The 24,316-nt window shown below is 59.8% G+C and carries 18 protein-coding genes; 8 read left to right on the plus strand and 10 right to left on the minus strand.

Going from position 1 to position 24,316, the window contains the following annotated elements; translation table 11 throughout:
• Positions 1 to 115 precede the first annotated feature (115 nt).
• Complete coding sequence (locus BK665_RS26225) at positions 116 to 1,462, minus strand: class II 3-deoxy-7-phosphoheptulonate synthase (RefSeq protein ID WP_123409446.1); 1,347 nt, start codon at positions 1,460 to 1,462, stop codon at positions 116 to 118.
• 159 nt (positions 1,463 to 1,621) lie between these two features.
• On the opposite strand from BK665_RS26225, the gene BK665_RS26230 reads away from it, so the two are divergent.
• Positions 1,622 to 2,377 (plus strand): spermidine synthase, encoded by a 756-nt coding sequence (locus BK665_RS26230; RefSeq protein WP_123409447.1) that lies wholly within the window; start codon positions 1,622 to 1,624, stop codon positions 2,375 to 2,377.
• A 139-nt stretch (positions 2,378 to 2,516) separates the two neighbouring features.
• Here BK665_RS26230 and BK665_RS26235 read toward each other — a convergent pair whose 3' ends face one another.
• Positions 2,517 to 3,308 (minus strand): crotonase/enoyl-CoA hydratase family protein, encoded by a 792-nt coding sequence (locus tag BK665_RS26235; RefSeq protein ID WP_123409448.1) that lies wholly within the window; start codon positions 3,306 to 3,308, stop codon positions 2,517 to 2,519.
• A gap of 420 nt (positions 3,309 to 3,728) precedes the next feature.
• On the opposite strand from BK665_RS26235, the gene BK665_RS26245 reads away from it, so the two are divergent.
• Entirely contained in the window at positions 3,729 to 5,402 is a 1,674-nt protein-coding gene (locus tag BK665_RS26245) for a DEAD/DEAH box helicase (RefSeq protein ID WP_054052043.1), read from the plus strand.
• A gap of 187 nt (positions 5,403 to 5,589) precedes the next feature.
• On the opposite strand, the gene BK665_RS26255 is transcribed toward BK665_RS26245, so the two are convergent.
• Positions 5,590 to 6,357 carry a DODA-type extradiol aromatic ring-opening family dioxygenase gene (locus BK665_RS26255; RefSeq protein WP_123409450.1) on the minus strand — a complete coding sequence of 256 codons (768 nt, stop codon included), beginning with the start codon at positions 6,355 to 6,357 and terminating at the stop codon, positions 5,590 to 5,592.
• Positions 6,358 to 6,460: 103 nt separating this feature from the next.
• On the opposite strand from BK665_RS26255, the gene BK665_RS26260 reads away from it, so the two are divergent.
• Positions 6,461 to 7,114, plus strand: coding sequence for a thiopurine S-methyltransferase (locus tag BK665_RS26260; RefSeq protein ID WP_123409451.1), 654 nt, complete (start codon positions 6,461 to 6,463; stop codon positions 7,112 to 7,114).
• A 213-nt stretch (positions 7,115 to 7,327) separates the two neighbouring features.
• On the opposite strand, the gene htpX is transcribed toward BK665_RS26260, so the two are convergent.
• Positions 7,328 to 8,215, minus strand: a complete 888-nt coding sequence (gene htpX, locus BK665_RS26265) for a protease HtpX (RefSeq protein WP_123409452.1) — start codon at positions 8,213 to 8,215, stop codon at positions 7,328 to 7,330.
• 316 nt (positions 8,216 to 8,531) lie between these two features.
• Positions 8,532 to 9,743 carry a pyridoxal phosphate-dependent aminotransferase gene (locus tag BK665_RS26270; protein ID WP_123409453.1) on the minus strand — a complete coding sequence of 404 codons (1,212 nt, stop codon included), beginning with the start codon at positions 9,741 to 9,743 and terminating at the stop codon, positions 8,532 to 8,534.
• Between the two features lie 225 nt (positions 9,744 to 9,968).
• Here BK665_RS26270 and msrB point away from each other — a divergent pair, with 225 nt between their 5' ends.
• The 3 genes from msrB (at position 9,969) to BK665_RS26285 (ending at position 11,504) form a co-directional block, all read left to right on the plus strand.
• Entirely contained in the window at positions 9,969 to 10,364 is a 396-nt protein-coding gene (msrB, locus tag BK665_RS26275; protein WP_123409454.1) for a peptide-methionine (R)-S-oxide reductase MsrB, read from the plus strand.
• A 196-nt stretch (positions 10,365 to 10,560) separates the two neighbouring features.
• A complete protein-coding gene (locus BK665_RS26280; RefSeq protein WP_123409455.1) occupies positions 10,561 to 11,046 on the plus strand; it encodes a glutathione peroxidase in 486 nt (161 codons plus the stop codon).
• The gene (locus tag BK665_RS26285; protein WP_123409456.1) at positions 11,043 to 11,504 is read left to right on the plus strand and encodes a MarR family winged helix-turn-helix transcriptional regulator; all 462 of its coding nucleotides are present in this window, start codon (positions 11,043 to 11,045) and stop codon (positions 11,502 to 11,504) included. Before BK665_RS26280 ends, BK665_RS26285 begins: the two co-directional genes overlap by 4 nt.
• On the opposite strand, the gene BK665_RS26290 is transcribed toward BK665_RS26285, so the two are convergent.
• Positions 11,488 to 13,809 carry a hybrid sensor histidine kinase/response regulator gene (locus tag BK665_RS26290; RefSeq protein ID WP_123409457.1) on the minus strand — a complete coding sequence of 774 codons (2,322 nt, stop codon included), beginning with the start codon at positions 13,807 to 13,809 and terminating at the stop codon, positions 11,488 to 11,490. The two genes, BK665_RS26285 and BK665_RS26290, sit on opposite strands and share 17 nt — an antisense overlap.
• A 166-nt stretch (positions 13,810 to 13,975) precedes the next feature.
• Between BK665_RS26290 and BK665_RS26295 the strand changes: the two genes are divergently transcribed.
• Together BK665_RS26295 and msrC are read left to right on the plus strand one after the other, a co-directional pair.
• Positions 13,976 to 14,866, plus strand: a complete 891-nt coding sequence (locus BK665_RS26295; protein ID WP_123409458.1) for an ATP-binding protein — start codon at positions 13,976 to 13,978, stop codon at positions 14,864 to 14,866.
• Positions 14,863 to 15,345 (plus strand): free L-methionine (R)-S-oxide reductase MsrC, encoded by a 483-nt coding sequence (gene msrC / locus BK665_RS26300; protein ID WP_074878818.1) that lies wholly within the window; start codon positions 14,863 to 14,865, stop codon positions 15,343 to 15,345. The genes BK665_RS26295 and msrC overlap by 4 nt, the downstream gene beginning before the upstream one ends.
• 143 nt (positions 15,346 to 15,488) lie before the next feature.
• Here msrC and BK665_RS26310 read toward each other — a convergent pair whose 3' ends face one another.
• The 4 genes from BK665_RS26310 to BK665_RS26325 all read right to left on the minus strand — a co-directional run bounded on the left by BK665_RS26310 (position 15,489) and on the right by BK665_RS26325 (position 24,190).
• Positions 15,489 to 18,434, minus strand: a complete 2,946-nt coding sequence (locus BK665_RS26310) for an HD domain-containing phosphohydrolase (RefSeq protein ID WP_123409459.1) — start codon at positions 18,432 to 18,434, stop codon at positions 15,489 to 15,491.
• Positions 18,435 to 18,483: 49 nt separating this feature from the next.
• Positions 18,484 to 22,140, minus strand: a complete 3,657-nt coding sequence (locus BK665_RS26315) for a transporter substrate-binding domain-containing protein (RefSeq protein ID WP_123409460.1) — start codon at positions 22,138 to 22,140, stop codon at positions 18,484 to 18,486.
• A gap of 8 nt (positions 22,141 to 22,148) precedes the next feature.
• On the minus strand, positions 22,149 to 22,775 hold the full coding sequence (locus BK665_RS26320) for a response regulator transcription factor (RefSeq protein WP_123409461.1): 627 nt from the start codon (positions 22,773 to 22,775) through the stop codon (positions 22,149 to 22,151).
• Between the two features lie 308 nt (positions 22,776 to 23,083).
• On the minus strand, positions 23,084 to 24,190 hold the full coding sequence (locus BK665_RS26325) for an alkene reductase (protein WP_123409462.1): 1,107 nt from the start codon (positions 24,188 to 24,190) through the stop codon (positions 23,084 to 23,086).
• Positions 24,191 to 24,316 lie beyond the last annotated feature (126 nt).

The raw sequence follows: 24,316 nt of genomic DNA on the forward strand, positions 1-24,316 counted from the left end.
CTCCGGTTTAAAACGTAAAGGATGTCCCCGGTTTCTACCCGAGCAAGCCCGCTCCCACAGGGGGAACGCATTCCCAATGTGGGAGCGGGCTTGCTCGCGAAGGACGCGACGCGGTTTAGCGTCGAACCTGCTTCAATGTTTCGGCAATGAGAAACGCCAATTCCAGCGACTGATCCGCATTCATCCGTGGATCGCAATGGGTGTGATACCGATCCGACAATCCGTCTTCAGTAATCGGCCGCGCCCCACCAATGCACTCGGTGACGTTCTGCCCGGTCATTTCGATGTGGATACCGCCGGCATAGGTGCCTTCCGCTTCGTGGACCTGGAAGAACTGCTTCACTTCGCCGAGGATCTGCGCAAAGTCGCGGGTCTTGTAGCCACTACTGGCCTTGATCGTGTTGCCGTGCATCGGGTCGGAACTCCACAGCACTTTCTTGCCTTCACGCTCCACGGCGCGAATCAGTTGCGGCAAGTGATCGCCGACCTTGTTCGCACCCATCCGCGCAATCAGGTTCAAGCGACCCGGATCGTTGTCCGGGTTGAGCACGTCGATCAGGCGAATCAAATCCTCAGGATTCATGCTCGGGCCGACTTTGACGCCGATCGGGTTGTTCACCCCGCGCAGGAACTCGACATGCGCGCCATCGAGCTGACGGGTGCGGTCGCCGATCCACAGCATGTGGGCCGAGCAGTCGTAGTAGTCGTTGGTCAGGCTGTCGCGACGCACGAAGGCTTCTTCGTAATTCAGCAGCAGCGCTTCGTGGGCGGTGAAGAAACTGGTTTCGCGCAGTTGCGGCGAGCTGTCCATGCCGCAGGCGCGCATAAAGGCCAAAGTTTCATCGATGCGATCGGCCAGGTGGCTGTACTTCTCGGCCAGGGCCGAGTTGGCGATGAAGTCCAGGTTCCACTTATGCACTTGATGCAGGTCGGCAAAACCGCCCTGGGCGAAGGCGCGCAACAGGTTCAGGGTGGCGGTGGACTGGTGATAGGACTGCAGCAGGCGTTCCGGGTCCGGCACGCGGCTTTTTTCGTCGAAACCGATGCCGTTGACGATATCGCCACGGTAGGCGGGCAAGGTCACGCCGTCGATGGTTTCGTCGTTGGCCGAGCGGGGTTTGGCAAATTGCCCGGCCATGCGCCCGACCTTGACCACCGGGCAACCGGCAGCGAAGGTCATGACGATGGCCATTTGCAGCAGCACTTTAAAGGTGTCGCGGATTTTCGCGGCGGAGAACTCGGCGAAGCTTTCGGCGCAGTCGCCGCCCTGCAACAGAAACGCGCGGCCCTGGGTCACTTCGGCAAACTGACGGCGCAATTCCCGGGCCTCACCGGCAAACACCAGCGGCGGATAGCTGGCCAGGGTTTGCTCGACATGCGCCAGATGCGCGGCGTCGGGGTAGCGGGGTTGTTGCTGGATCGGCAAGGCACGCCAGCTGTCAGGGCTCCAGGGTTGGCTCATCACGGTCTCTAGTGTTTACGCACGGGCGCTCATGTTATCAGCAATTAGTGCGTGACCTGTTCCCGTCGCTTCGCGGACAATCGCGCCTTTGCCGCTTTATGTTGCGGCGTGTCGCGTTGCTGGTTGCCCAAGAAGGCCCGGCAACAATCAGGAGACGAAATGACTGAGGAGCGCGTCGAGCATCTGCTCGCCGAGGTACAGGATGAATTCGGCGTGATTCGCGTGCTGGAAGTGGCCGATTACCGTTTTCTCGAATTCGGCGATGCCATCGAGCAAAGCTGCGTGTTCACTGCCGACCCGAGCTGGCTGGAGTACGACTACACCCGGGCCATGCTGATCGGCGCGTTGTGCCATGAACAGCCGGACAGCGCGCTGTTCCTAGGCCTCGGCGCCGGTACGCTGACCCAGGCCTGCCTCAAATTCCTGCCGTTGGAAGACGTCGAAGCCATCGAGCTGCGTCCCGACGTTCCGCGCCTGGCCATCGAATACCTGGGGCTGGATGACGATCCCCGGCTGTATATCCGCGTCGGCGATGCCCTGGAATTGCTGGAAACGACTGAACCGGCGGACCTGATTTTCGTCGACCTCTATACCGATGTCGGGCCGGGTGTCGGGCATCTGGCGTGGGGGTTTCTGGAAAACTGTCAGAAGCGCTTGAATCCGGGAGGCTGGCTGGTGATTAACCAGTGGGCCACCGATGATGGCAAACCGTTGGGGGCGGCGCTGTTTCGCGGGCTCTATCACCGGCATTACTGGGAACTGCCGGTGAAGGAGGGCAACGTGATCATGATCGTGCCGTCGGAGCTGGATCAGGAGCTGGACATGGACGGCTTGATCGCCCGGGCCGAAGGGCTGGCGCCGCGGTTGGGGTATTCGTTGTTGTCGTTGATCAAGGCGATTCGGCCGGCGACTTGATGCGGTGTCTGTGATGGCCCCTTCGCGAGCAAGCCCGCTCCCACATTGGACCTGTGGCAATCACAATATTGTGATTCAACCCGTTCAACCTGTGGGAGCGGGCTTGCTCGCGAAGAGGCCCTGTCTGCCAATACATCCCTTAAAGCCCTTTGAATACACCGGGTCGTTTCTCGATCATCGACCGCACACCTTCCTTGGCATCCTCGCTGTTTAGCAATTTCTTCACCATCGCCGGCAACCCCTGCGCCGCCGCGGTTTCTCCTTCATAGCGTGCCTGCCTGGCCGACATCAATGTAGCCTGCACCCCCAGCGGTGCCTGCCGGGCAATGCGTTCCGCCAGTTCAATCGCCCGGGGCAGCAAATCTTCACTGGCCATGACTTCCTGCACCAATCCCAGGTGCAACGCGTCATGGGCATCGAATTCATCGCCGGTCAGCAGCCAGCGCATGGCGTTGCCCCAGCCGGCCACTTGATGCAGGCGCAGGGTGGCGCCGCCGAACGGGAAGATTCCGCGCTGCACCTCCATCTGGGCAAATCGGGTGTTGCTGGCGCACAGGTTGATGTCTGCGGCGAGCATCAGCTCGATGCCAATGGTCAGGCAATAACCTTGCGCGGCGACGATCACTGGTTTGCTGACCCTTGGCCCGGCGAACACGCCCCACGGATCACAGCCGCCGGGCGGTGCTTGCCAGCCTTCGGCGAGGGCAGCGCTGGCGTTGACCAGGTCGAGGCCGGCGGTGAAATGCTCGCCATGGCCAAACACCACCGCCACCCGCGCCTCGCTGTCGGCTTCGAATTCGCCGTAGGCCAGGCTCAGCTCATTGAGCAGATCGAGGTCAAAGGCGTTGCGTTTGGCGACCCGGTCCAGGCCGAGTAGCAACACATGACCACGCCGCTCACGGCTGACACGACTGGAAACGGTCTGATTCATGGGCATTTCCTCGGGCGGGAAGAGGGTGCCAGACCGAAGGTCCGCGTCACCAGGGTGAACCGTTTTAGCGCCATCGCCAGCAGGGCCGGGCCTTTGAAAAATAGACCGTTGCACGATTATCCGCAAAGCCTGTGACACAACGGTATATACGTCAGTTTTCCGACAAATAATGCTCCCTTTTTGGGCGAATTCCGGTATAGTGCGCGCCGGCCTTTAACCGGGCCGCGTTTAGGTAGCGCAATTCCCCGAAGTCAGCTTCGGCTGCACGTCCGCACAGCGGACTCTTCCTTGACGAATCTTTTTCATTCATTCGTTTTCGCAAATCCCCGCCGACAAAGCAGCCAGGGCGACTCTTGAGTCTTACACGGCATGCGCAGCTTTGGAGCATGGGTCTTTGCGGATGCACTTAGAGGCAGACCCATGACCCAGGAAACCGGCGGCTTCGCCGCTTTTAATCTTAATCCGAATATTCTTGCAGCCGTCATCGCGACCGGCTACGAAGAACCTTCGGCTATTCAGCAGCAATCGATCCCGATCATCATGGCCGGCCACGACATGATTGGCCAGGCGCAAACCGGTACGGGTAAAACCGCCGCGTTCGCTCTGCCAATCCTGCATCGCATCGATCCTGCTAAGCGCGAGCCGCAAGCCCTGATCCTGGCGCCAACCCGTGAGTTGGCGCTGCAAGTAGCAACCGCTTTCGAAACCTACGCCAAGCAAATGCCGGGCGTTACCGTTGTGGCCGTTTACGGCGGCGCCCCGATGGGCCCACAACTGAAAGCAATCCGTAATGGCGCACAGATTGTTGTCGCCACTCCGGGCCGTCTGTGCGACCACCTGCGTCGTGACGAAAAAGTCCTGTCGACCGTGAACCACCTGGTTCTGGACGAAGCGGACGAAATGCTCAAACTGGGTTTCATGGACGACCTCGAAGTTATCTTCAAGGCCTTGCCTCCGACCCGTCAGACCGTATTGTTCTCGGCGACCCTGCCGCAGTCGATCCGCGCTATCGCCGAGCGTCACCTGCGTGATCCGCAGCACGTGAAGATCCAGACCAAGACTCAGACCGTTACCGCGATCGAACAGGCTCACCTGTTGGTTCACGCTGACCAGAAGACCTCGGCTGTATTGAGCTTGCTGGAAGTCGAAGACTTCGACGCCCTGATCATGTTCGTGCGCACCAAGCAAGCGACCCTGGACCTGGCCAGTGCCCTGGAAGCCAAAGGCTACAAAGCCGCTGCGCTGAACGGTGACATTGCTCAGAACCAACGTGAGCGCGTGATCGAATCCCTCAAGGATGGCCGTCTGGACATCGTTGTGGCGACCGACGTTGCCGCCCGTGGCCTGGACGTTCCGCGCATCACTCACGTGTTCAACGTTGACATGCCGTACGACCCGGAATCCTACGTTCACCGTATCGGCCGTACTGGCCGTGCCGGTCGCGAAGGTCGTGCACTGTTGCTGGTGACTCCACGTGAGCGCCGCATGCTGCAAGTGATCGAGCGTGTAACCGGTCAAAAGGTTGCCGAAGTTCGCCTGCCGGACGCCCAAGCTGTTCTTGATGCCCGCATCAAGAAACTGACCAACAGCCTGTCGCCACTGGTTGCTGATGCCGAATCGACTCACGGTGATCTGCTCGATCGCCTGACCGCTGACATCGGTTGCACCCCGCGTGCCCTGGCCGCTGCGCTGCTGCGCAAGGCCACTAACGCTCAGGCGCTGACCCTGGCTGCGATCGAGAAAGAACGTCCATTGGTGCCGAACAACGCACCGCGTGGCGATCGTCCAGAGCGTACCGGTGATCGTCCGGACCGTGGTGATCGTGAGCGTCGTGCTCCGGTTCCATTGGCCGAAGGCCGTGCTCGCTGCCGTACCGCGCTGGGTGCGCGTGATGGCATCGCTGCCAAGAACCTGCTGGGCGCCATCCTCAACGAAGGTGGCCTGGCTCGCGAAGCAATCGGTCGCATCCAGGTGCGTGACAGCTTCAGCCTCGTCGAGCTGCCGGAAGATGGTCTGGAAAAACTCCTGACCAAACTGAAGGACACTCGCGTTGCTGGCAAGCAGTTGAAGCTGCGTCGCTACCGCGAAGATTAATCCGCTCCCGGGCTGATTGATCGAACATAAAAAATCCCCGACTGGTTCGGGGATTTTTTTTGCCTGCTGTTTGGGCCTGGTCTGAAGACCGCGTCGCCTTCATTCGCGAGCAAGCCCGCTCCCACAGGGGAACGCATTCCAATGTGGGAGCGGGCTTGCTCGCGAAGGGCGCGACTCGGTCTATCTGTCAGCCGAAACGGTAAATATCCATGCCCAGCGCCCCCATGGTGAATCCCTGGTGCGCAATCCCGAACTCACCCCCAGCCCCGCGAGCAAAGAACAACGGCAGCAAATGCTCATCGCTCGGATGGTTGCGCACTGCGTTCGGTGCCTGCTGGCGATAATCATGCAGTGCGGCTTCATCGTTGGCCGCAAGTTTTTCAATCATCCAGTCGCGGAACGCCTTGGCCCATGGTTCGACGCTCTCCGGGCCGGCATGCCAGTCAAGTTCGCGCAGGTTGTGGGTAATGCTGCCGGAGCCGATCAGCAACACGCCATGCTCGCGCAGGCTGGCCAGGGCATGGCCGACACGGGTTTGCAGGGCCGGGCCGCCACGGGTTGGCAGTGAGACTTGCACCACTGGAATATCCGCCTGTGGGTACATTAATGACAACGGCACCCAAACCCCGTGGTCGAACGGACGCTTTGCATCGATGCGCGCCGGCAGTTCACTGGCTTTCAACAACTCGACAACCTCTGCCGCCAGTTGCGGATCGCCCGGCGCCGGGTACTGCACTTCGAACAGCGCCTTCGGGAAGCCGCCGAAGTCATGCCAGGTTTCAGGCTGCGGGTTACCGCTGACCAGCAGCTCATTGCTTTCCCAGTGCGCAGATACAATCACGATGGCTTTGGGCTTCGGCATTTCGGCGGCCAGGCGCGCCAGGGCGGGACCGCTGGCACCCGGTTCCAGTGCCAACATCGGCGAACCATGGGATATGTACAGGCTGGGGAACATGAAAGAGCTCCTGAGGGGTAAGATGGCGTCATCTTCAGTCAGATCATTGATCTAAATCTAATATAAGTTTTAGGGTCTTTTGATCGAATTTTCGGGATTAATTATGCAGCCGGAGTTTTGGCACAAGCGGTGGACGTCGAATCAGATCGGCTTTCACCTGCCGGAAGTGAATCCATATCTGCAACGGTACTGGCCGCAACTGGGCCTGGAAGAGGGGGCGCGTGTACTGGTGCCGCTCTGTGGGAAAAGCCTGGACCTGCTGTGGCTGGCCAAATGCGGCCACGAGGTATTGGGCGTCGAGCTGTCGGAAAAAGCCGTGGAGGACTTTTTCCACGAGCACCAGTTTGACCCGGACGTCAGCGATCAAGGGCCTTTCACCGTCTATCGGGCCGGTTCAATCGAGATCTGGTGCGGTGATTTCTTCGCCCTGACCGCCGGCGACGTCGCCGATTGCAGCGCGCTGTACGACCGCGCGGCATTGATCGCCTTGCCACCTAAGATGCGCGAGCAATACGCCGAGCATCTGAAGCGGATCTTGCCAAAGGATTCTCTGGGTGTGTTGATTACCCTGGATTACGACCAGGCGCAGATGGAAGGGCCACCGTTTGCCGTGTTGGATGACGAAGTGCAGCGGCTTTTCGGAGCTACCTGGGAATTGAAAATTCTGGAAGACCAGGATGTTCTGGGTGAGAGCTGGAAGTTTGTCGAGAGCGGCGTGACACGGCTTGAAGAGCGGGTGTATCGGGTTTTCAGCTGATAGATCTGCGGTGGTTGTGCCGGCCTCTTCGCGAGCAAGCCCGCTCCCACATTGGATCTGTGTCGATCACAAAATTGTGAATCAACTCGATCACCTGTGGGAGCGGGCTTGCTCGCGAAGAGGCCCTGAAGAACACAGCATCAATCAGAAGACAAAAAAAAGGCCCGCATTCTCTGCGGGCCTTTTCATTTGGTGCGGTTAATACGAAGCCAATCAGCCCCGACGACGCAACGCGTCAATACGTTCTTCCAGCGGCGGGTGGCTCATGAACATGCGGGCGAACCCCTGTTTGATGCCACCGTTGATGCCAAAGGCGTTCAACGTGTCCGGCATGTGCACCGGCAGCCCCTGTTCAGCCCGCAGGCGTTGCAGGGCGCCGATCATCGCGCCCGTACCGGCCAGGCGGGCACCGGCTTCGTCAGCGCGGAACTCGCGTTTACGCGAGAACCACATCACGATCGAGCTGGCGAGAATGCCCAGTACCAGTTCGGCGAAGATGGTCGCCACGTAGTAGGCGATGCCCTGGCCTTCTTCGTTCTTGAAGATCACCTTGTCGACAAAGTTGCCGATGATCCGTGCGAAGAACATGACAAAGGTGTTCACCACGCCCTGGATCAGCGCCAGCGTAACCATGTCGCCATTGGCCACGTGGCCGATCTCGTGGGCCAGCACGGCTTTGACTTCATCCGGCGAGAACCGCTCGAGCAAACCCTGGCTGACCGCGACCAGTGCGTCGTTCTTGTTCCAGCCCGTCGCAAAGGCATTGGCCTCGTAGGCCGGGAAAATCCCGACTTCGGGCATCTTGATCCCGGCTTCCCGGGACAGTTGCTCGACGGTTTGCAGCAGCCATTGCTCGTGACGGGTGCGCGGCTGGCTGATGATTTGGGTGCTGGTGCTCATCTTCGCCATCCACTTGGAGATGAACAGCGAGAACAGCGAGCCGGCGAAACCAAAGACCGCACAGAAAATCAGCAGCTGATTGAGGTTGAGATCAACCCCGTTGGCCGCCATGAACCCGTTGAAGCCGAAAAGGCTCAGGGTGATGCTGGCAATCAGCACGACCGCCAGGTTAGTGGCCAAAAACAGCAGGATGCGCATCATGGTTGTAGAAATCTCCTCATGCTAAAGATGTAGCGTACTGCGGGGTATATAAGGTGCTGCACCGTGCTATTCAACCGGGTGACTATTTCAAACTGTGTCCTACGGCAACAGTTTAGCTGCGTGCAGGGCATTTCCTACGGTGAGGCAGGAAGGGTTTGTCAGTCGAAGGCCTGCGCAGCCCCCGTCTTTATTAGGCGCGAGCTCAAAACCGCGCATCAGGCGGCGATGGCGGCAAGGGCAATGGGCAAGGTGCAGAGATGTGTTGCTGAATCAATCAGCGTGCGACCCGGATTGGCGTCGCACGCTGACCCCAGGCTTACTGGCGGTAAGTCTTGAGGAAGTTGCCGATCCGGCCGATGGCCTGATCCAGCTCATCGACCCGGGGCAGGGTGACGACGCGGAAGTGGTCAGGCCACGGCCAGTTGAACGCCGTGCCTTGCACCACCAGCAGCTTTTCGGACAGCAGCAGGTCGAGCACGAACTTCTCGTCGTTGTGGATCGGGCAGACCTTCGGGTCGATGCGCGGGAACGCATACAGCGCGCCCATCGGCTTGACGCAACTCACGCCCGGGATGTCGTTGAGCAATTCCCAGGTGCGGTTGCGTTGTTCCAGCAAACGACCTTGCGGCAGCACCAGGTCATTGATGCTCTGATAGCCGCCGAGGGCGGTCTGGATCGCATGCTGGCTCGGGACGTTGGCACACAGGCGCATGTTGGCCAGCATGTCGATGCCTTCGATGTAGCTCTGGGCATGGTGTTTCGGCCCGGATATGGCGATCCAGCCGGAACGGAAACCGGCCACGCGGTAGGACTTGGACAGACCGTTGAAGGTCAGGCACAGCAAGTCCGGCGCCAGGGAGGCGGTGCAGATGTGTACGGCGTCGTCGTAGAGAATCTTGTCGTAGATTTCGTCGGAGAACACCACCAGGTTGTGCGAGCGGGCCAGTTCGAGCATGCCCAGCAACACTTCCCTGGAATACACCGCACCGGTCGGGTTATTCGGGTTGATGATCACCAGGGCCTTGGTGTTCGGGGTGATTTTGGCCTTGATGTCGGCCAGGTCCGGGAACCAGTCGGCGCCTTCATCGCACAGGTAATGCACCGGGTTGCCGCCGGCCAGGCTGACCGCGGCGGTCCACAGCGGATAGTCGGGCGCCGGCACCAGCACTTCGTCGCCGTTGTTGAGCAGGGCCTGCATCGACATCACGATCAGCTCGGAAACGCCGTTGCCCAGATAGATGTCCTCGATGCCGACGCCTTCGACCTGCTTCTGCTGGTAATACTGCATCACCGCTTTGCGGGCGCTGAACAGGCCCTTGGAATCGCTGTAGCCCTGGGCGGTCGGCAGGTTGCGGATCACGTCCTGGAGGATTTCATCCGGCGCTTCGAAACCAAAGGGCGCCGGGTTGCCGATGTTCAGCTTGAGGATGCGATGGCCTTCCTCTTCCAGGCGTTTGGCGTGCTTGAGCACTGGGCCGCGAATGTCGTAGCAGACGTTGGCGAGCTTGTTCGATTTGCTGACCTGCATGGCGATGTGTTCCCGAAAATGAACGATCCAGGCGGCGTGTGAACTACCGTACTGGGAATCCTGCGTATTCACCCAGGCCCGGAGCCTGGGATGGCGACACTCATAATCCGTTTGAATGCGCGGGGTCTGGCTGCCAGACTGGCGTTTGACGAGGCGCAATCATACGTGCCGCCCGATCCGTGGAAAAGGTACAGATCGGGCTTTTTCAGCTGCTGAGGTGTGACGATGGAAAAGTTGGATAAAACCCTGGAAGAATGGCGGGCGATGCTCGATCCAGAGCAGTACAACGTTTGCCGCCTCAAGGGCACCGAACGCCCATTCTCCGGCAAGTACAACGACACCAAGACTGACGGCGTTTACCACTGCGTCTGCTGCAACGAGCCGTTGTTCGATTCCAAGACCAAGTTTGATTCCGGCTGTGGCTGGCCGAGCTTCTATGCGCCGATCGGCGAGAGTGCGATGGTCGAGATCCGTGACGTCAGCCACGGCATGATCCGCACCGAAGTGGTCTGCGCCAAGTGCGACGCGCACCTTGGCCATGTATTCCCGGACGGCCCGCAACCGACCGGTTTGCGTTATTGCATCAACTCGGTGTGCCTGGACCTGGTTCCCCGCACATAACGCGCCCCCCTGTAGGAGCGAAGCTTGCTCGCGAAGGCGTCTTAACGTTCAACAACGATGTTGACTGACCCGACGCTTTCGCGAGCAAGCTTCGCTCCTACAGGGATTGGCGGGTGTTTTATTGATTTATTAAATTGCACACAATTCAATTGCTCGCTATGTTCAGTGCTCGTTCCTTCATTCCGAGCCCGCAACCATGAGCGACAACCTGCTGAGCATCCCGGTCACCACCATCAAAGGTGAACAGAAAACCCTGTCCGACTTCGCCGGCAAGGCCGTGCTGGTGGTCAACACCGCGAGCAAATGCGGTTTCACCCCTCAGTACAAAGGCCTCGAAGAACTGTGGCAGACCTACAAGGATCAAGGCCTGGTGGTGCTTGGCTTTCCCTGCAACCAGTTCGGCAAGCAAGAGCCGGGCAATGAAGGGGCGATTTCCGAGTTCTGCGAGTTGAACTACGGTGTCAGCTTCCCGCTGTTCAAGAAGATCGACGTCAACGGTTCCGACGCTCATCCGCTGTTCGTGCAATTGAAACAACGCGCACCGGGCCTGCTCGGCTCCCAAGGCATCAAGTGGAACTTCACCAAGTTCCTGATCGGCAAGGACGGCCAGTTGGTCAAGCGCTTCGCCCCGGCCACCAAGCCGCAGGACCTGAGCGCCGAGATCGAAGCCCTGCTGAAATGAACAGCCTGTCCGCCGATTCCCTGAAGCTCGACAGCCAGTTGTGTTTCAAGCTGTATGCCGCTTCCCGGGCGGTGATTCGTGGCTACAAGCCGATGCTCGATCAGCTCGGCCTGACGTACCCGCAATACCTGGCGATGCTGGTGTTGTGGGAATGGCAGGAAGCGGCGCCGGAGCAACCGACGGTCAAGGCCCTGGGCGAACGGTTGGCGCTGGATTCCGGCACGCTGACGCCGTTGCTCAAGCGCCTTGAGCAGTTGCAATTGGTCCAGCGCCAGCGTTCGGCCCGGGATGAGCGTGAGGTGCACTTGAGCCTGACGCCAGCCGGCAAAGAACTGCGCGAGCAGGTCGGGCCACTCAAGGCGCGCCTGCTCTGCGACAGTGGCGTTGACCTCAATCGCCTGAATCAACTGCGCGAGGGTCTCGATCAGTTGTTGGGGCAGATCAAAGCACTGTCGTAGTCGGTATCCACAAGTCGAGCAGGGCGGCCAATTCTTCCCGGCGGAAGGGTTTGGCCAGGTAGTCGCTCATGCCTGCCGCACGGCAACGTTCCCGTTCTTCGGACATGGCGTTGGCGGTCAGGGCGACAATCGGCAACTGCGGCCAGCGTCCGCTGCGGCGGATGTGCCGACTGGCCTCGTAGCCGTCCATCACTGGCATGTTGCAGTCCATCAGTACCAGATCGAACTCACTCAGCTCCAGTTGATCCAGGGCTTCCGCGCCGTGGGCGGCGACGATCACCTCGCAGCCGAGTTTGCCGAGCATGCCCTTGGCCACCAATTGGTTGACCGGATTGTCCTCCACCAGCAACACCCGGCCACGACGCTGAGGGGTGAGGGCGTCGAGGCGGGCGTCGTTGATCGTGGTGGTTTCCGGCTGCAACACCCGACGCAGGGTCTGGTACAACGCATTGCGGGCCAGTGGCCGCGCCTGTTGCTGTAAGGGCGCCAGGGCCGCGGCTTCTTCGCTGGGCATGAAACTGCCATAAGCCGTCACCAACAGAATCGGCGCTGTCAGCGTAGGACGCAGGCCGAACAGACATTCCGGGCAGTCGGTGATCAACACATCCGGTTCCAGGCCTAGCAAAGAGTCCTCGATGGAACGCTGCTGATAGTCGAGCCCCCATAACGGCAGCAGACCTTTCAATAGCTCCGCCAGACCGCTGCTGGCCGCCGTGATCGCGATGACCTTGCCTTGCAACGGCGCGGGCGCAATAGCGCGGGTGTGGCACGGCAGCGGCAGGTCAGCGCAAAACTGGCTGCCGAACCCGGCTTCAGAACTGATCGTCAGCCGTCCTTGCATGGCCTCGCACAAGTTATAGGTCAGGGCCAGGCCCAGCCCGGTGCCGCCGAATTGCCGGGTGATGCCGGCACCGGCCTGGGTGAAGGGCTGGAAGATCTTGACCTGGGCGTCCTGGGCAATGCCGATACCGGTATCGCAGACCTCGATGCGCACGCCATCCTCAAACGTGGACAGCCGCACATCGACCCGCCCGAAACGGGTGAATTTGAGCGCGTTGGACAGCAAGTTGCTGACAATCTGCCGGACCCGGGTCGGGTCGCCCAGCACCAGGGCCGGAAATTGCGGATCGATCAGGCAGGCCAGTTCAACGCTGGGGGCGGCGTTCTGTGACAGCAGGTTGGCGGTGTCCTCGATCAGCGAGCCCAGGTCGAATGGAATGTGTTCGAGTTCCAGTTGCCCGGCATCGAATTTCGACAGGTCGAGAATATCGTTGAGCAGTTCCACCAGCACTTTGCCCGAGTCATGGGCAATGGACAGTTGTTGCTGTTGTTCGGCATTCAGTGGGCCGTCGAGGGACAGCGCGATCATCCCCAGCAAACCGTTGAGCGGTGTGCGGATTTCATGGCTCATGTTGGCCAGGAACGCCGAGCGCGCTTCGGCCATGTCCAGTGCAGTCCGGCGGGCAACTTCCAGTTCCTCGTTGGATTGGCTGAGCCGGGTGTTGATCGCCTTGAGTTCGGCGGTGCGGGCCGAGACGATGTTTTCCAGTTGCCCGAGGTAGTCAGTCAGGCGATTTTCCGCGTTGCGCCGTTGCTGGATTTCGGTGGCGATGTTTTCGAACTGTTGATTGGCGACTTTGACCAGCACGCCGATTTCATCGTGTTCATGCCCCGCCGGGTATTCCAGCCACGTCGGTTCCGCGCTGCGCGGATCACGGCCGCTGAGTTCGCGGATGACCCGCACCAACGGCTTGGTCAGCATCACGTAAAACAGCGCCAGGAGGATGCCAGTGAGGATCAGGCTGCGGGCGAAACCGTTGAGCAGCGTCACCTCGGCCCGGCGCAGGAAACGGCTGCCGAAGGCATAGGTGTCGACTTCCAGTTGCAAGGTGCCCAGGGATTCGTCGGGCAAGTGGTCAAGGAACAGGCGATCTTCGAACTGCCGGTTGGCGCCGAACAGGAAGTCGCTGATCACCCGATAGCCGTCTTGCTGGCCCTTGCGTTTGACGCTGGCTAGCACCGTATTGTTGTTGTCGGTCAGTCGTGCGCTGATGATCGCCGGCGAACGCAACAGGCCCATGGTCAGTTCCTGGGCGAGCTCGGCGTCGATGTTGTAGGCAATGCGGGAGGCCGGGTTATGGCTGATTTCCAGCAAAGACAGTATTTCGCGGTTGATGGAGGCGTCTTCGCTGGCATAATCGATGCCTATTTGCACCAGACTGAGCAAGGTGCCCAGTATGAAACCGACCAGCACAGTGAGCCGGGCCTGCTTGTATGACAGCCGGTGGGTGAACTTGATATCCATGGGGTGTTGAACCACTTCCGTTTCCCTTCGCTGCTCAAGCATAGTCGATCATGCATGGATACCGATGTTCCCGCATCCAGCATTTGCAAGGGCTGGCGGGTGGTTGAATGCTGTGTTTAGTTGCTGTATCGCCATCATTACTGTGAAACGTGCCCGAGGAGAAGACGTGGATTCCCGATTGAATGCTTTTCTTGAACGCGCCGATGCCGTTCTGGCCCGTATCGAACCCCTGCTGCCGGCCCCTCGGCAAACGATCGACTGGACCCATTGCCTGGCCGCGCGCTGGCAGCGCGAGGGCCGCAGCGGTTTTCTGTTGCCGCTGCAAGTCAGCCTTGAGACGCGCCTGACCGACCTGATCGGTGTCGACCGCCAGGTTGAGCAACTGGGGCGCAATACCCAGCAATTCATCGACGGTATGCCGGCCAACCACGCGCTGCTCTGGGGTTCCCGTGGCACCGGTAAATCGTCTCTGGTGCGCGCATTGCTGGCCGAACATCACGAGGCTGGCTTGCGCTTGATCGAGATCGAACGCGATCACCTGGCGGACTTGCCGCGGATCGTCGAACAGATCGCCAGGTTGTCCCAACGCTTTGTGCTGTTCTGCGATGACCTGTCGTTCGAGTCGGGCGAAGGTGATTACCGCGTGTTGAAAAGCGTGCTCGACGGCTCCCTGGAACAGGCGCCGGACAACGTTCTGCTGTACGCCACCTCCAACCGCCGTCACTTGGTGCCGGAGAAGGAAAGCGATAACGAAAACTGGAAGCGGGTCGATGGCGAGCTGCATCCGAGCGAAGCGGTGGAAGACAAGATCGCGTTGTCGGATCGATTCGGTTTGTGGCTGTCGTTTTATCCGTTTACTCAAGAACACTTCCTTAATGTCGTCGAACACTGGATCGGGCAACTGGCGGACAAGGCCGGCCTGGCCTGGCAGCGCGACGAAGAACTGGACATCCTGGCAGTCCGTTGGGCCACTGGCCGGGGTAATCGCAATGGTCGTTGTGCCTATCAATTTGCACGGTATTGGGTAGGTCTCAAGTTGTTGGAGCATAAGGCATGATCGATTTACAAAAGAGCGGCCAGGGCCTCGAAGGCTACGGCATGTTGTGGGCACAGCTGGAATCCTTGCTGGCGGACGAGCGGGATTTCATCGCCAACGCCGCGCAGTTTTCCGCGTTTCTGTTCAACCAGCTCGATGACCTGAACTGGGCTGGTTTCTACCTCAATCGCAACGAAGAACTGGTGCTTGGCCCGTTCCAGGGCCAGATCGCCTGTGTACGGATTCCATTCGGTCGCGGCGTGTGCGGCGCGGCGGCGGCCACCTTGCAGACTCAGTTGGTCGAGGATGTGCATGCATTCCCCGGACACATTGCCTGCGACAGCGCGTCGAACAGCGAGCTGGTGGTGCCGCTGGTCAAGGATGGCCGACTGATCGGCGTGCTGGACCTGGACAGCCCGAAACTGGCGCGCTTCACCGTTGAAGACCAGGCGGGCATCGAGCAACTGGCGGCGATTTTCCTGCGTCTGACGGATTGCTGATCATCCTTTCAAAGCTTCCTGTCAGGTGAAATGCATTCCTGTGGGAGCGGGCTTGCTCGCGAAGGCGGTGTGTCAGTCGCCATGTGTGTTAACTGATACACCGCCTTCGCGAGCAAGCCCGCTCCCACAAGGGATTTTCGGCGTTAGCGTAAGCCTGCCTTGGCCAGCAAACTCGCCGGGTCCACGGCATCGATCTGTTTCGGGTCGAGGAACTGCTCGGCGTACTGCCGGTAAACCTGTTCGTTGATAAACAGTCCGAACAACTCAGGGTCGATGTGGGCGTCGCGGCACATCGTCGCCATGATGCCCAGCGCTTCGCTCAAGGACTTGGCTTTCTTGTACGGGCGATCAGCCGCGGTCAGCGCTTCGAAAATGTCGGCAATCGCCATCATCCGCGCCGGCAGGCTCATGTCTTCGCGCTTCAACTGTTTGGGATAACCGGTGCCGTCCATTTTTTCGTGGTGGCCGCCGGCGATTTCCGCGACGTTGTTGAGGTGGCCGGGGAAGGGCAGGTGGCTGAGCATCAGGATCGTCTGCACCATGTGGTGGTTGATGATGTAGCGCTCTTCGCGGGTCAGGGTGCCTCGGGCAATGCTCAGGTTGTAGAGCTCGCCGCGATTGTATTTGTAGTGCGGCACATCGAGCTTGAAGCCCCAGGGATTGTCCGCCGGGATCAGTTCGCCTTCGGCGCGTTCCAGCAGGTGCTCGGTTTTGTCCGCCAGCAGCGGTTCACTGACCGGCAGCGTCGGCGCCGGGGTACGGGCCTGGCGACGGTTTTCTTCCCAGGACACCCCCAGTCGGTCATCCAGGGTTCGGGTCCAGGTGCGTTGGGCGATCAGGTTCAGACGCTTGAGATCGGCCTCGGCCATCGCCTCGCCGCCCAGGTTGCAGCGGGCAATGAAGGTGAAGTCATCGTCCAGGCCGGCGAGGGTGGCGTTGCGCAATTCGGCCAGGTGTTGCTCGTCACCACCCAGGGCGATGGCCTGCCAGTAATTGATCCAGGCATCGCGTTTGAGCACTTCGAAACGGGTGCGGATTTCGTGTATGCGGTCGTTCAGGGTTTCCAGTTTGGTGGCTTTATCCACCACATATTCGGGGGTCGTGACCTTGCCGCAATCGTGCAGCCAGGCCGCAATGTGCAAGGCTTCCCACTCATCTTCGGTGGGGTGGTAACCGCTGAACGCCGGGGCTTGGCTGGCAGCCGCCGCCTGGGCCAGCATCAGGGTCAGGGCCGGTACACGTTGGCAATGGCCGCCGGTGTAGGGGCTTTTGGCGTCGATGGCGCCGGCCAGCAGTTGAATGAACGAGTCCAGCAGTTGTTTTTGCTTGGCTTGCAGACGCTGGCTTTCGATACTCACCGCTGCCGCGCCAGACACCGCTTGCAAGAACGCGATGCGATCCGGCCGCAGTTTTTCCAGATCACTTTGACTGCCACTGTCGGTCAGCAGCAGGATCAGCAGGCCCACGGTTTCGTTGTGCCGATTGCGCAGGCGAATGCCGATCAGATGCACCCTCGGGCTTTCCATCGCGAGCAAGACTTTCTGCAAATCCCCCGCCTGTTCGTAGCCCAGATTGGCCACCACATTGTCGGCATTCGCCAATTGTTGCAGCCATGACGGGTTGTGTGGGTGTTGCAGTTCGTGGCCTCGAACGTCGAACGAAGAAAATGGCTGGGACGTGCCGTTGATGACCAGCCCTTGGGGCTCGATGCGATCACCGTCACTCTCGCGCAGGTAGATCAGGCCGGCCTGGGCCTGGGCGATTTTCACGGTTTCGAACAGTACCCGTTGCAGCAAGGGCGCGAAGCGGGTTTCGGCGCACAGGCTGTCGGTGATTTGGAAAAAGCTGCCGAGGGTGTCCTTCATCCGCGCCATCGACACGCTCAACTGATCGACTTCCAAAACGGGCGAGCGGCGGCTGACGGGGAAGTTGAAATCGAAACTGCGAATCGCGTCGGCCTCATTCACCAGGGCGCGCAAGGGTTTGACCAGGATGCGCGACGTCAACCAACCCATCGGCAGGCACAGCAGCAACGTGGCCAGGGTAATCAACGCTCCTTGCCAGCGCATGCGATAGGCATCGACCAGCAATTCGTCTTCGGGCACCAGCAGTGCCATTTGCAATCCCTCGGGGCCACCCTCCTGCATATGGCTGCGGGCGACGATCCATTGGCGGCCGGCGACGTCCAGGCGATTGCCCGTGGGTGCATGGTTGAGCAGGACGCCGAGGGCTGGACTGAGGTCGGCGACTTTGCTCAAACGGGCGGTCTGGTCGTCGATGATCAGCTTGCTGCTGTCCGGATAGGCCACGGCATTGCCTTGGGCATCGAACAGGACGATCTCGGTACTCGGGGTGACGACATGTTTGGCCAGGGTCGCCGACAGTTCGGCCAGGGTCAGGTCGGCGCCCATCACTGCGCCGTCGCCGCTGCGCCGGGCCAGGGTGGTGCCGACGTTATGGGTGGAGAAGAAAATGTAGGGTTCGGTGGTGATCTGGTCCACATCCGCCCGGGCACTGGTAAACCAGGCGCGGGTCCGTGGGTCGTAGGTTTCGTCGGTCATGGCCTGGCGGCTGATGAGGTTCAGGGCCTGGTCGTAGAACAAGGATTGGGAAACGAGCTGATCGCCGCTGCCATGGCGTTCAATGCTCCAGACCTGATAGGCCGCCGCGTCCGGGGCCTTGAGCAATGTCTTGAGGGCGTTATCGCGCAGCGGGCGAACCATGAAGAAATCGCCATTGCCGTAGCCCAGGTACAGCGAGGCCAGATTGGGGTTGTCCTTGAGTGACTGGCTGAACGGTTTGAGCAACGCCAGGCGCTGCTCAAGTGCCGGGGCCTGGGTAGCCGGGCTGTCGGCGAGCAGGCTCAACAGATGGCGAATCGGTTCATAGGTGGACTGCAGGTCCAGGCGTACATCCTGCTCGATGCGATTGAACAGCTTTTCACTGCTCGAAAGGATGATCTGCGTGGTTTGGTGGTAGTTGAAAATGCCCAGCACCACGCCGGTCAGCAACAGCAGGAAGGTGAACATGACGCTGATATGGACGTGCAGGGGAAACCGGCGTTGATCCTGGCGCAGTGGGCTGGGCATTACGTGTCTCTCCATAGTGGTAAACGCACTGCTCAGCGTCCAAGCATAGTTAAGGCTCCGCCGTTTTGCTGTTGGCATTGAGGTCTATCTGATGCGCGAATGCGCGCTCCAGTTCGAGCATGGCCTGGTCCATGGCGTGGATGCATCTGGCGACTTCATCGGCGCACGCCGCGTCGTGGCAGGCGAGTTCCAGACTCTCGCAGCATTCGATCAATCGGGAGGCCTGGGCGATGCGGGCCGCGCCTTTGATTTTGTGTGCAACATCGAGCAGCGCCTGGCGAGTTTCGAACCCGGACTCTTGTTCGAAGAGTGCCAGCAATTCCCGACGATCCAGTCGGTTGCTGCTCAGCAGTTCGGCCAACAGTCGCTGGGCCATCGCCGGATTGCCCCCCGTCAGCAGGTCGAGGCCTTGCAGGTTGAACGGCTGTTCACGGACCGTCGGCTGGATGCCTTCGACCCACTGACTCAACGCCGTCAGGCTGAGGGGTTTGAACAGGCAGTCGTTCATCCCGGCCTGCTTGCAGCGTTGCACTTCTTCCGGCTGCGCGTTGGCGGTAAAGCCCAGGACGGTACAGGGCGGGCGCTGCTCCTGCTGCTCCTGCTGGCGGATGGCGCGGGCCAGGTCGTAGCCATTCATGATCGGCATGTTGCAATCGACCACCACCAGATCAAATGGCTCATGCTTCCAGATGGCCAGCCCCGCCTGGCCATCGTCGGCCCCGGTAAACCGGTGCCCGAGGTATTCCAGTTGCTGGCACATGAGCAAGCGGTTGGCGGGATGATCGTCGACCACCAGGACGTTCAAGGGCGCGCGGGCGATCTTGAGGCACGGCTCGACCGGGTCCTGCAACTGCTCCGGCGGCAGGGTCGGCAGGTCCAGCGAAACGCTGACCTGGGTGCCAACCCCCGGCTGACTGCTCAGTTGCAGGCTGCCGCCCATGGTTTCGCACAAATGGCGACTGATCACCAGGCCAAGCCCGGCACCGCCCCTGGCCAACTGCCCGGTGTTGTCGGCCTGGGCGAAGGGTTCGAACAAGCGTCGCTGATCCTGTTCGCTGATACCGACCCCGCTGTCCCGGACCTGCACATGCATTCGCGTATGGCCTGCTTCGTCGCCCGGCAGCAGATCGACGATGATTCGCACCTCGCCCTCTTGCGTAAACTTGATGGCGTTGCTGACCAGATTGGACAGCACTTGCTTGAAACGCAGGGGGTCGAGGATGACATCGACGGGCGGCCGGGGAGGGTTGAACGCCAGCAGCAGGCGCAGGTTTTTCTGCCGGGCCAGGCCATCGAAAATCCGCACCACCGAGGCGACGATTTCACCGGGGTTGACCCGCTCCGGGCTCAGGCTCAGGCGCCCGGATTCGATGCGGGCGATGTCGAGGATGTCGCCGATCAGCTCCAGCAAATCCTTGGCCGAGCGGTACGCGGTTTCAATGGACGAGCGATGTTGATGATCCTGGTCCATGCGTCTGAGGGTCAGCTCCAGCATGCCGATCACCGCGTTCATCGGCGTGCGGATTTCGTGGCTCATGGTCGCCAGGAACGTACTTTTGGCCCGGTTGGCTTCATCGGCCTGTTCTTTGGCGGCCCGCAGCTTGTCGAACAGTTGCCGCCGTTCACTGATGTCGATCCAGCCGCCGATGATGCCCTGCACTTCACCGCTCGAATCCCGGTAGGGCAGGATCCAGTGATAGATCGTCAGTCGGCGGCCGCCGATGTGCAGTGGCCGGTCAAGGATCAGCGGTGTGCCCTCGGCCACCACCCGTTGATAGTCCGCCTGGTATTCCCGGGCTTCGAAGGCATTGTTCATCTTGCCGTGCATGACGCTTTTGCCGATGACCTCTTCGCGTTTGGCCTGAAATGCTTCCAGATAACTGTCGTTGCAGCTTTGCAGCAGTCCCTCGCGGTCTCGGACATAGATCGGATGCGGCGTGCCATTGACCAGTGAACGCATGAATTCGAACTGGTCGTTCAGGGCGCGCTCGGCGGCCTTGCGCTGGTTGATCTGGCGTCGCATCCAGGCATTCCAGGCCATGGAAATCAGCAGCAACACGCTGGCACCGGCGACGATCTGATAGAACACGCGATGAAAGTTGTTCCAGGTTTTTTCCGAAGCCGCCGAGTAGCCGCGCCAGCGGCTGTTGATCACGCCCAGTTCTTCCGGGGCAATGCTCAGCAGCGCCTTGTCGAGGATCGAACTCAGCTCCGTGGCACCCCGCGCCGTGGCCAGGGAGAACAATGCCTGCTGGGTGCCGATGGTGGTGCTGATTTGCAGTTTGTGTTCGAAGATCCGCGAGGAAATAAAGTAGTTGGCGATCACCAGTGAGTTGACCGCGCCCTCCACCTGACCTTCGGCGAGCAATTCCACGGCGTGAAAGGTGTCTGGCGTTTCAATCAGGTGGATGCGGGGAAACGTGCTGCGCAGGTAGTCCACCAGTGGATTGCCCTGGGCGATGGCCAGGCGTTTGCCTTCCAGTTGCGGAAGGTTGGTCGCACTGTCGGCGGATTTTCGCGTCAGCAAAACAAAGGAGTTTTCCAGGTAGGGCCGGCTGAAATTCAGTTGGGCCTCGCGCTGGGGGCTGGGGAGCAGGGCCGCGATCAGGTCGGCCTGATTGGCTTTGACCTGGGCGATCATCTGGTCATCGCCACGGCTGCGCTGAATGTCGAAGCGCAGGCCGGTGCGCAGACGGATCAGCTCAAGGAGGTCGGCGGTGACGCCGCGAAAATTGCCGTCGCTGTCGAAAAACGTCAGCGGCGCAAACGCCTCGTTGACCACCACCCGTACCACCGGGTGTTGCGCCAGCCAACGCTGCTCGCGGTCGGTCAGTTGCAGCTTGTGATCGGTGAGGAGAATGTCGCTGCCGGCACTCCAGCGCTTGGCGATGTTTTCCCGCTCGCTGGTGGGGATGCTGTTGAGTATCGCGTTGACGATCTGCAGCAACTGCGGGTTGTCCTTGTGTACCGCGAAACTGAAACCATGGGCTTCATGTTTACCGAAATTGGCCATGCGGATGTTGTTCAGGTAACCCTTGTTGATCATGTAGTGAGTGGAAATGGTGTCGCCGAGAAACACGTCAGCCTGGTCGAAGGCCACGGCGTTGATTGCATTTTGATAGGAGGGGTAATCAACGATGAGCGCTTTGGGGTACAGCGCCTTCACCTCGTCCAGTGGCAGATAGTGATAGACCATGCTCAGGCGCAGGCCAGCGAGGCCATCGCTCAGTGAGCGGGTTTCTCCCTCCCGCGTCACCAGCACCGGTTGATCCACGGCATAGGGCGCTGAAAGGACGATGCCGGTGTTCTGTGCTTCGAAGCTGTTGGACGTACCAAGCAGGTCGATAGCACCGGTTTCCAGCGCTTCGATGGCGCCCTGGCGGGTGGCGAAACGCTTGACCCTGACCGGCAGGCCCATGGCCTGGCCGAGGATCCCGGCATAGTCGGCGGTGAAGCCTTCATAGTCATGGCCACTGACGGTCATGTCAAAAGGCGGGTAGTCCGGGGCGGAAGTACCGAGTATCAATTCGCGTTTGTTGTAGGCCCATTGCCGTTGTGATTTATCCAGTTGGACTTCCAGGTGTCCGACTGTTGCGCGACTGAGCAGGGAATAGTTCTCGACGGCGGTATGTGCCGCAGACGCTGAAGTGCTCAGGCATAAACCTGCGGCCAATAGTATTAGATAGTCCTTTATGCGACTGCGCATCCTGTGCCTCACACTAATGCGTTACGTTTTGCCATCTCGATGAGTGCTACCAGGGATTTGGCCTTGAGCTTCTGCATGAGTCGCTTCTTGTAAGTGCTGACAGTCTTGTTGCTCAGGAACATGCCTTTGGCAATTTCCTTGTTGGTACGTCCCTGGGCGAAAAGTTGCAGCACCATCAGTTCCCGGTCGTTGACGGTCTTGAACAGTTCAAGTTCTGCATAACGCTCGTCATCCGGGCGCACGGGGTTGAGGGCCTGGCTGGGAAAGTAGTTGTAGCCCGACAATACAGCCTTGATGGCGCTGACCAGTTCACTGAGGTCTTCCTGTTTGCACACATACCCCGAGGCGCCGGATTGCATGCAGCGGATGCCGAACAGGGTCGGGCATTGAGCCGTCAGCACCAGGGTTTTCAGCGGTGTGCTCATGGCATTGAAACGAGCGAGAACTTCCAGACCATCGAGTTTGGGAATACTGATGTCGAGAATGATCAGGTCGGGCATGCATTCACGGACCATCTGCATGGCATCAACCCCATTATCGGTTTCGCCTACGACCTTATAACCCTCATGCTCCAGCAGCATCCGCACAGCGAGGCGGATGACAGGGTGATCGTCGACAATAAAAACGGAGTTCATAATCAAGTCCCATACGTACGCGAATAAAGCGCGCACCTTAGCTCAGTTAATTGAGAGGGCGCATGGACGGACGGGGCTGTAGCAGCGATATAGGACTATTCCTACAAATGAAAAAGAATGGGGCTACGTATCAACTGGGTTTTGAATAAGGAAAGGTGAAAGTTCTGATCAGGTAATCAGAAAGTTATGATGTTCGTGGTAAAAATTACACACTGTACTGGGTGGTGCTTCGCCAATGTCGAAAGAGGGTGATTTCCGGGGCATTGCGAAGACCAGCCAGTAACTGATGTCTGACTGTTTCAGTGGTTTTATGCAGTCGCTTCTTCTTTGTAGAACGCGTAGTCGGTGTAACCCACTTCGGTGCCGCCGAAGAAGGTCGGACGGTCGTAAGCGTTCAGCGCAAGGTTGTGGCGCAGGCGTTCCGGCAAGTCCGGGTTGGCGATGAAGTGGCGACCGAAGGCGACCAGATCCGCATCACCCGCTTGAAGAATGGCTTCTGCGTTTTCACCGTTGAAGCCACCGGCAGCGATGATCACGCCTTTGTAGTGCTTGCGAATCAACTGGGCTGCTACGGGGGCAGGGTTGGCATTTTCGTCCTCGATGTTGCCCAGGATGCGCGGCTCGATCAGGTGCAGATAAGCCAGGTTCAGCGGTGCCAGTTGCTGCGCTACATAGCTGAACAGGCCTTCCGGATCGCTGTCGCCCATGTCACCCCATGTGCCGCTTGGGCCGATGCGTACGGCAACGCGTTCATTACCCCAGACCGAAATCAGCGCGTTGGTTACTTCCAGCAGGAAGCGTGCGCGGTTTTCGAACGAGCCGCCGTAGATATCGGTGCGCTTGTTGCTGTTGTCCTGCAGGAACTGGTCGACCAGATAACCATTGGCGCCATGCAGTTCCACGCCATCAAATCCGGCTTTCACGCCGCGTTCGGCAGCGGTGCGGAAGTTTTCGACCTGCGCTGCGATCTCTTCGAGGGTCAGGGCGCGGTTCGGGGTATTGGGGACCCAGCCTTCGGTGGTGTAAGCGACGCCGCCGTGCAGGATTTCCGAGGGGCCGACCGGGATGCTGTTTTCAGGCTGCACGTCGACATTGGATTGGCGACCCGCATGGTAAAGCTGCAGGAAGATCTTGCCGCCTTTGGCGTGCACGGCATCGGTGACGTGTTTCCAGCCAGCGATCTGGCTGTCGTCGAACAGGCCCGGAGCACCGAGATAGCCATTGCCGTTGGGGGCGGCGATGGTGGCTTCACCGATCAGAAAACCACCTTCGGAGGTGCGTTGGGCGTAGTACTCGGCCATCAAGGTGCCAGGACGAGCGCCTTGTTCGGCACGCATGCGAGTCAGGGGTGCCAATACAACGCGGTGGGCGAAGGTGAATGGGCCGACTTTAACGGGGGAGTGAAGTTTGGACATGGTTGCCTCGGTCTGAAATGAACAGGGAAGAGCCTTTGAATATCTGCCCGGGTCGAAAGCCGTGTGGACTGTCGGGTTGGGGGGGTGGAGCCAGTAAATGCGATTTCACCGGGGGGATAAATGGGC

The sequence above is a fragment of the Pseudomonas frederiksbergensis genome, from assembly GCF_003732665.1.
In the GTDB taxonomy this organism is placed as follows: Bacteria; Pseudomonadota; Gammaproteobacteria; order Pseudomonadales; family Pseudomonadaceae; genus Aquipseudomonas; species Aquipseudomonas frederiksbergensis_G.

Excerpts from the sequence above, each read along its gene's own strand:
- BK665_RS26225 (WP_123409446.1), bottom strand. The coding sequence starts at position 1,462 with ATGAGCCAACCCTGGAGCCCTGACAGCTGGCGTGCCTTGCCGATCCAG.
- BK665_RS26230 (WP_123409447.1), top strand. The coding sequence starts at position 1,622 with ATGACTGAGGAGCGCGTCGAGCATCTGCTCGCCGAGGTACAGGATGAA.
- BK665_RS26235 (WP_123409448.1), bottom strand. The coding sequence starts at position 3,308 with ATGAATCAGACCGTTTCCAGTCGTGTCAGCCGTGAGCGGCGTGGTCAT.
- BK665_RS26245 (WP_054052043.1), top strand. The coding sequence starts at position 3,729 with ATGACCCAGGAAACCGGCGGCTTCGCCGCTTTTAATCTTAATCCGAAT.
- BK665_RS26255 (WP_123409450.1), bottom strand. The coding sequence starts at position 6,357 with ATGTTCCCCAGCCTGTACATATCCCATGGTTCGCCGATGTTGGCACTG.
- BK665_RS26260 (WP_123409451.1), top strand. The coding sequence starts at position 6,461 with ATGCAGCCGGAGTTTTGGCACAAGCGGTGGACGTCGAATCAGATCGGC.
- htpX (WP_123409452.1), bottom strand. The coding sequence starts at position 8,215 with ATGATGCGCATCCTGCTGTTTTTGGCCACTAACCTGGCGGTCGTGCTG.
- BK665_RS26270 (WP_123409453.1), bottom strand. The coding sequence starts at position 9,743 with ATGCAGGTCAGCAAATCGAACAAGCTCGCCAACGTCTGCTACGACATT.
- msrB (WP_123409454.1), top strand. The coding sequence starts at position 9,969 with ATGGAAAAGTTGGATAAAACCCTGGAAGAATGGCGGGCGATGCTCGAT.
- BK665_RS26280 (WP_123409455.1), top strand. The coding sequence starts at position 10,561 with ATGAGCGACAACCTGCTGAGCATCCCGGTCACCACCATCAAAGGTGAA.
- BK665_RS26285 (WP_123409456.1), top strand. The coding sequence starts at position 11,043 with ATGAACAGCCTGTCCGCCGATTCCCTGAAGCTCGACAGCCAGTTGTGT.
- BK665_RS26290 (WP_123409457.1), bottom strand. The coding sequence starts at position 13,809 with ATGGATATCAAGTTCACCCACCGGCTGTCATACAAGCAGGCCCGGCTC.
- msrC (WP_074878818.1), top strand. The coding sequence starts at position 14,863 with ATGATCGATTTACAAAAGAGCGGCCAGGGCCTCGAAGGCTACGGCATG.
- BK665_RS26310 (WP_123409459.1), bottom strand. The coding sequence starts at position 18,434 with ATGCCCAGCCCACTGCGCCAGGATCAACGCCGGTTTCCCCTGCACGTC.
- BK665_RS26315 (WP_123409460.1), bottom strand. The coding sequence starts at position 22,140 with ATGCGCAGTCGCATAAAGGACTATCTAATACTATTGGCCGCAGGTTTA.
- BK665_RS26320 (WP_123409461.1), bottom strand. The coding sequence starts at position 22,775 with ATGAACTCCGTTTTTATTGTCGACGATCACCCTGTCATCCGCCTCGCT.
- BK665_RS26325 (WP_123409462.1), bottom strand. The coding sequence starts at position 24,190 with ATGTCCAAACTTCACTCCCCCGTTAAAGTCGGCCCATTCACCTTCGCC.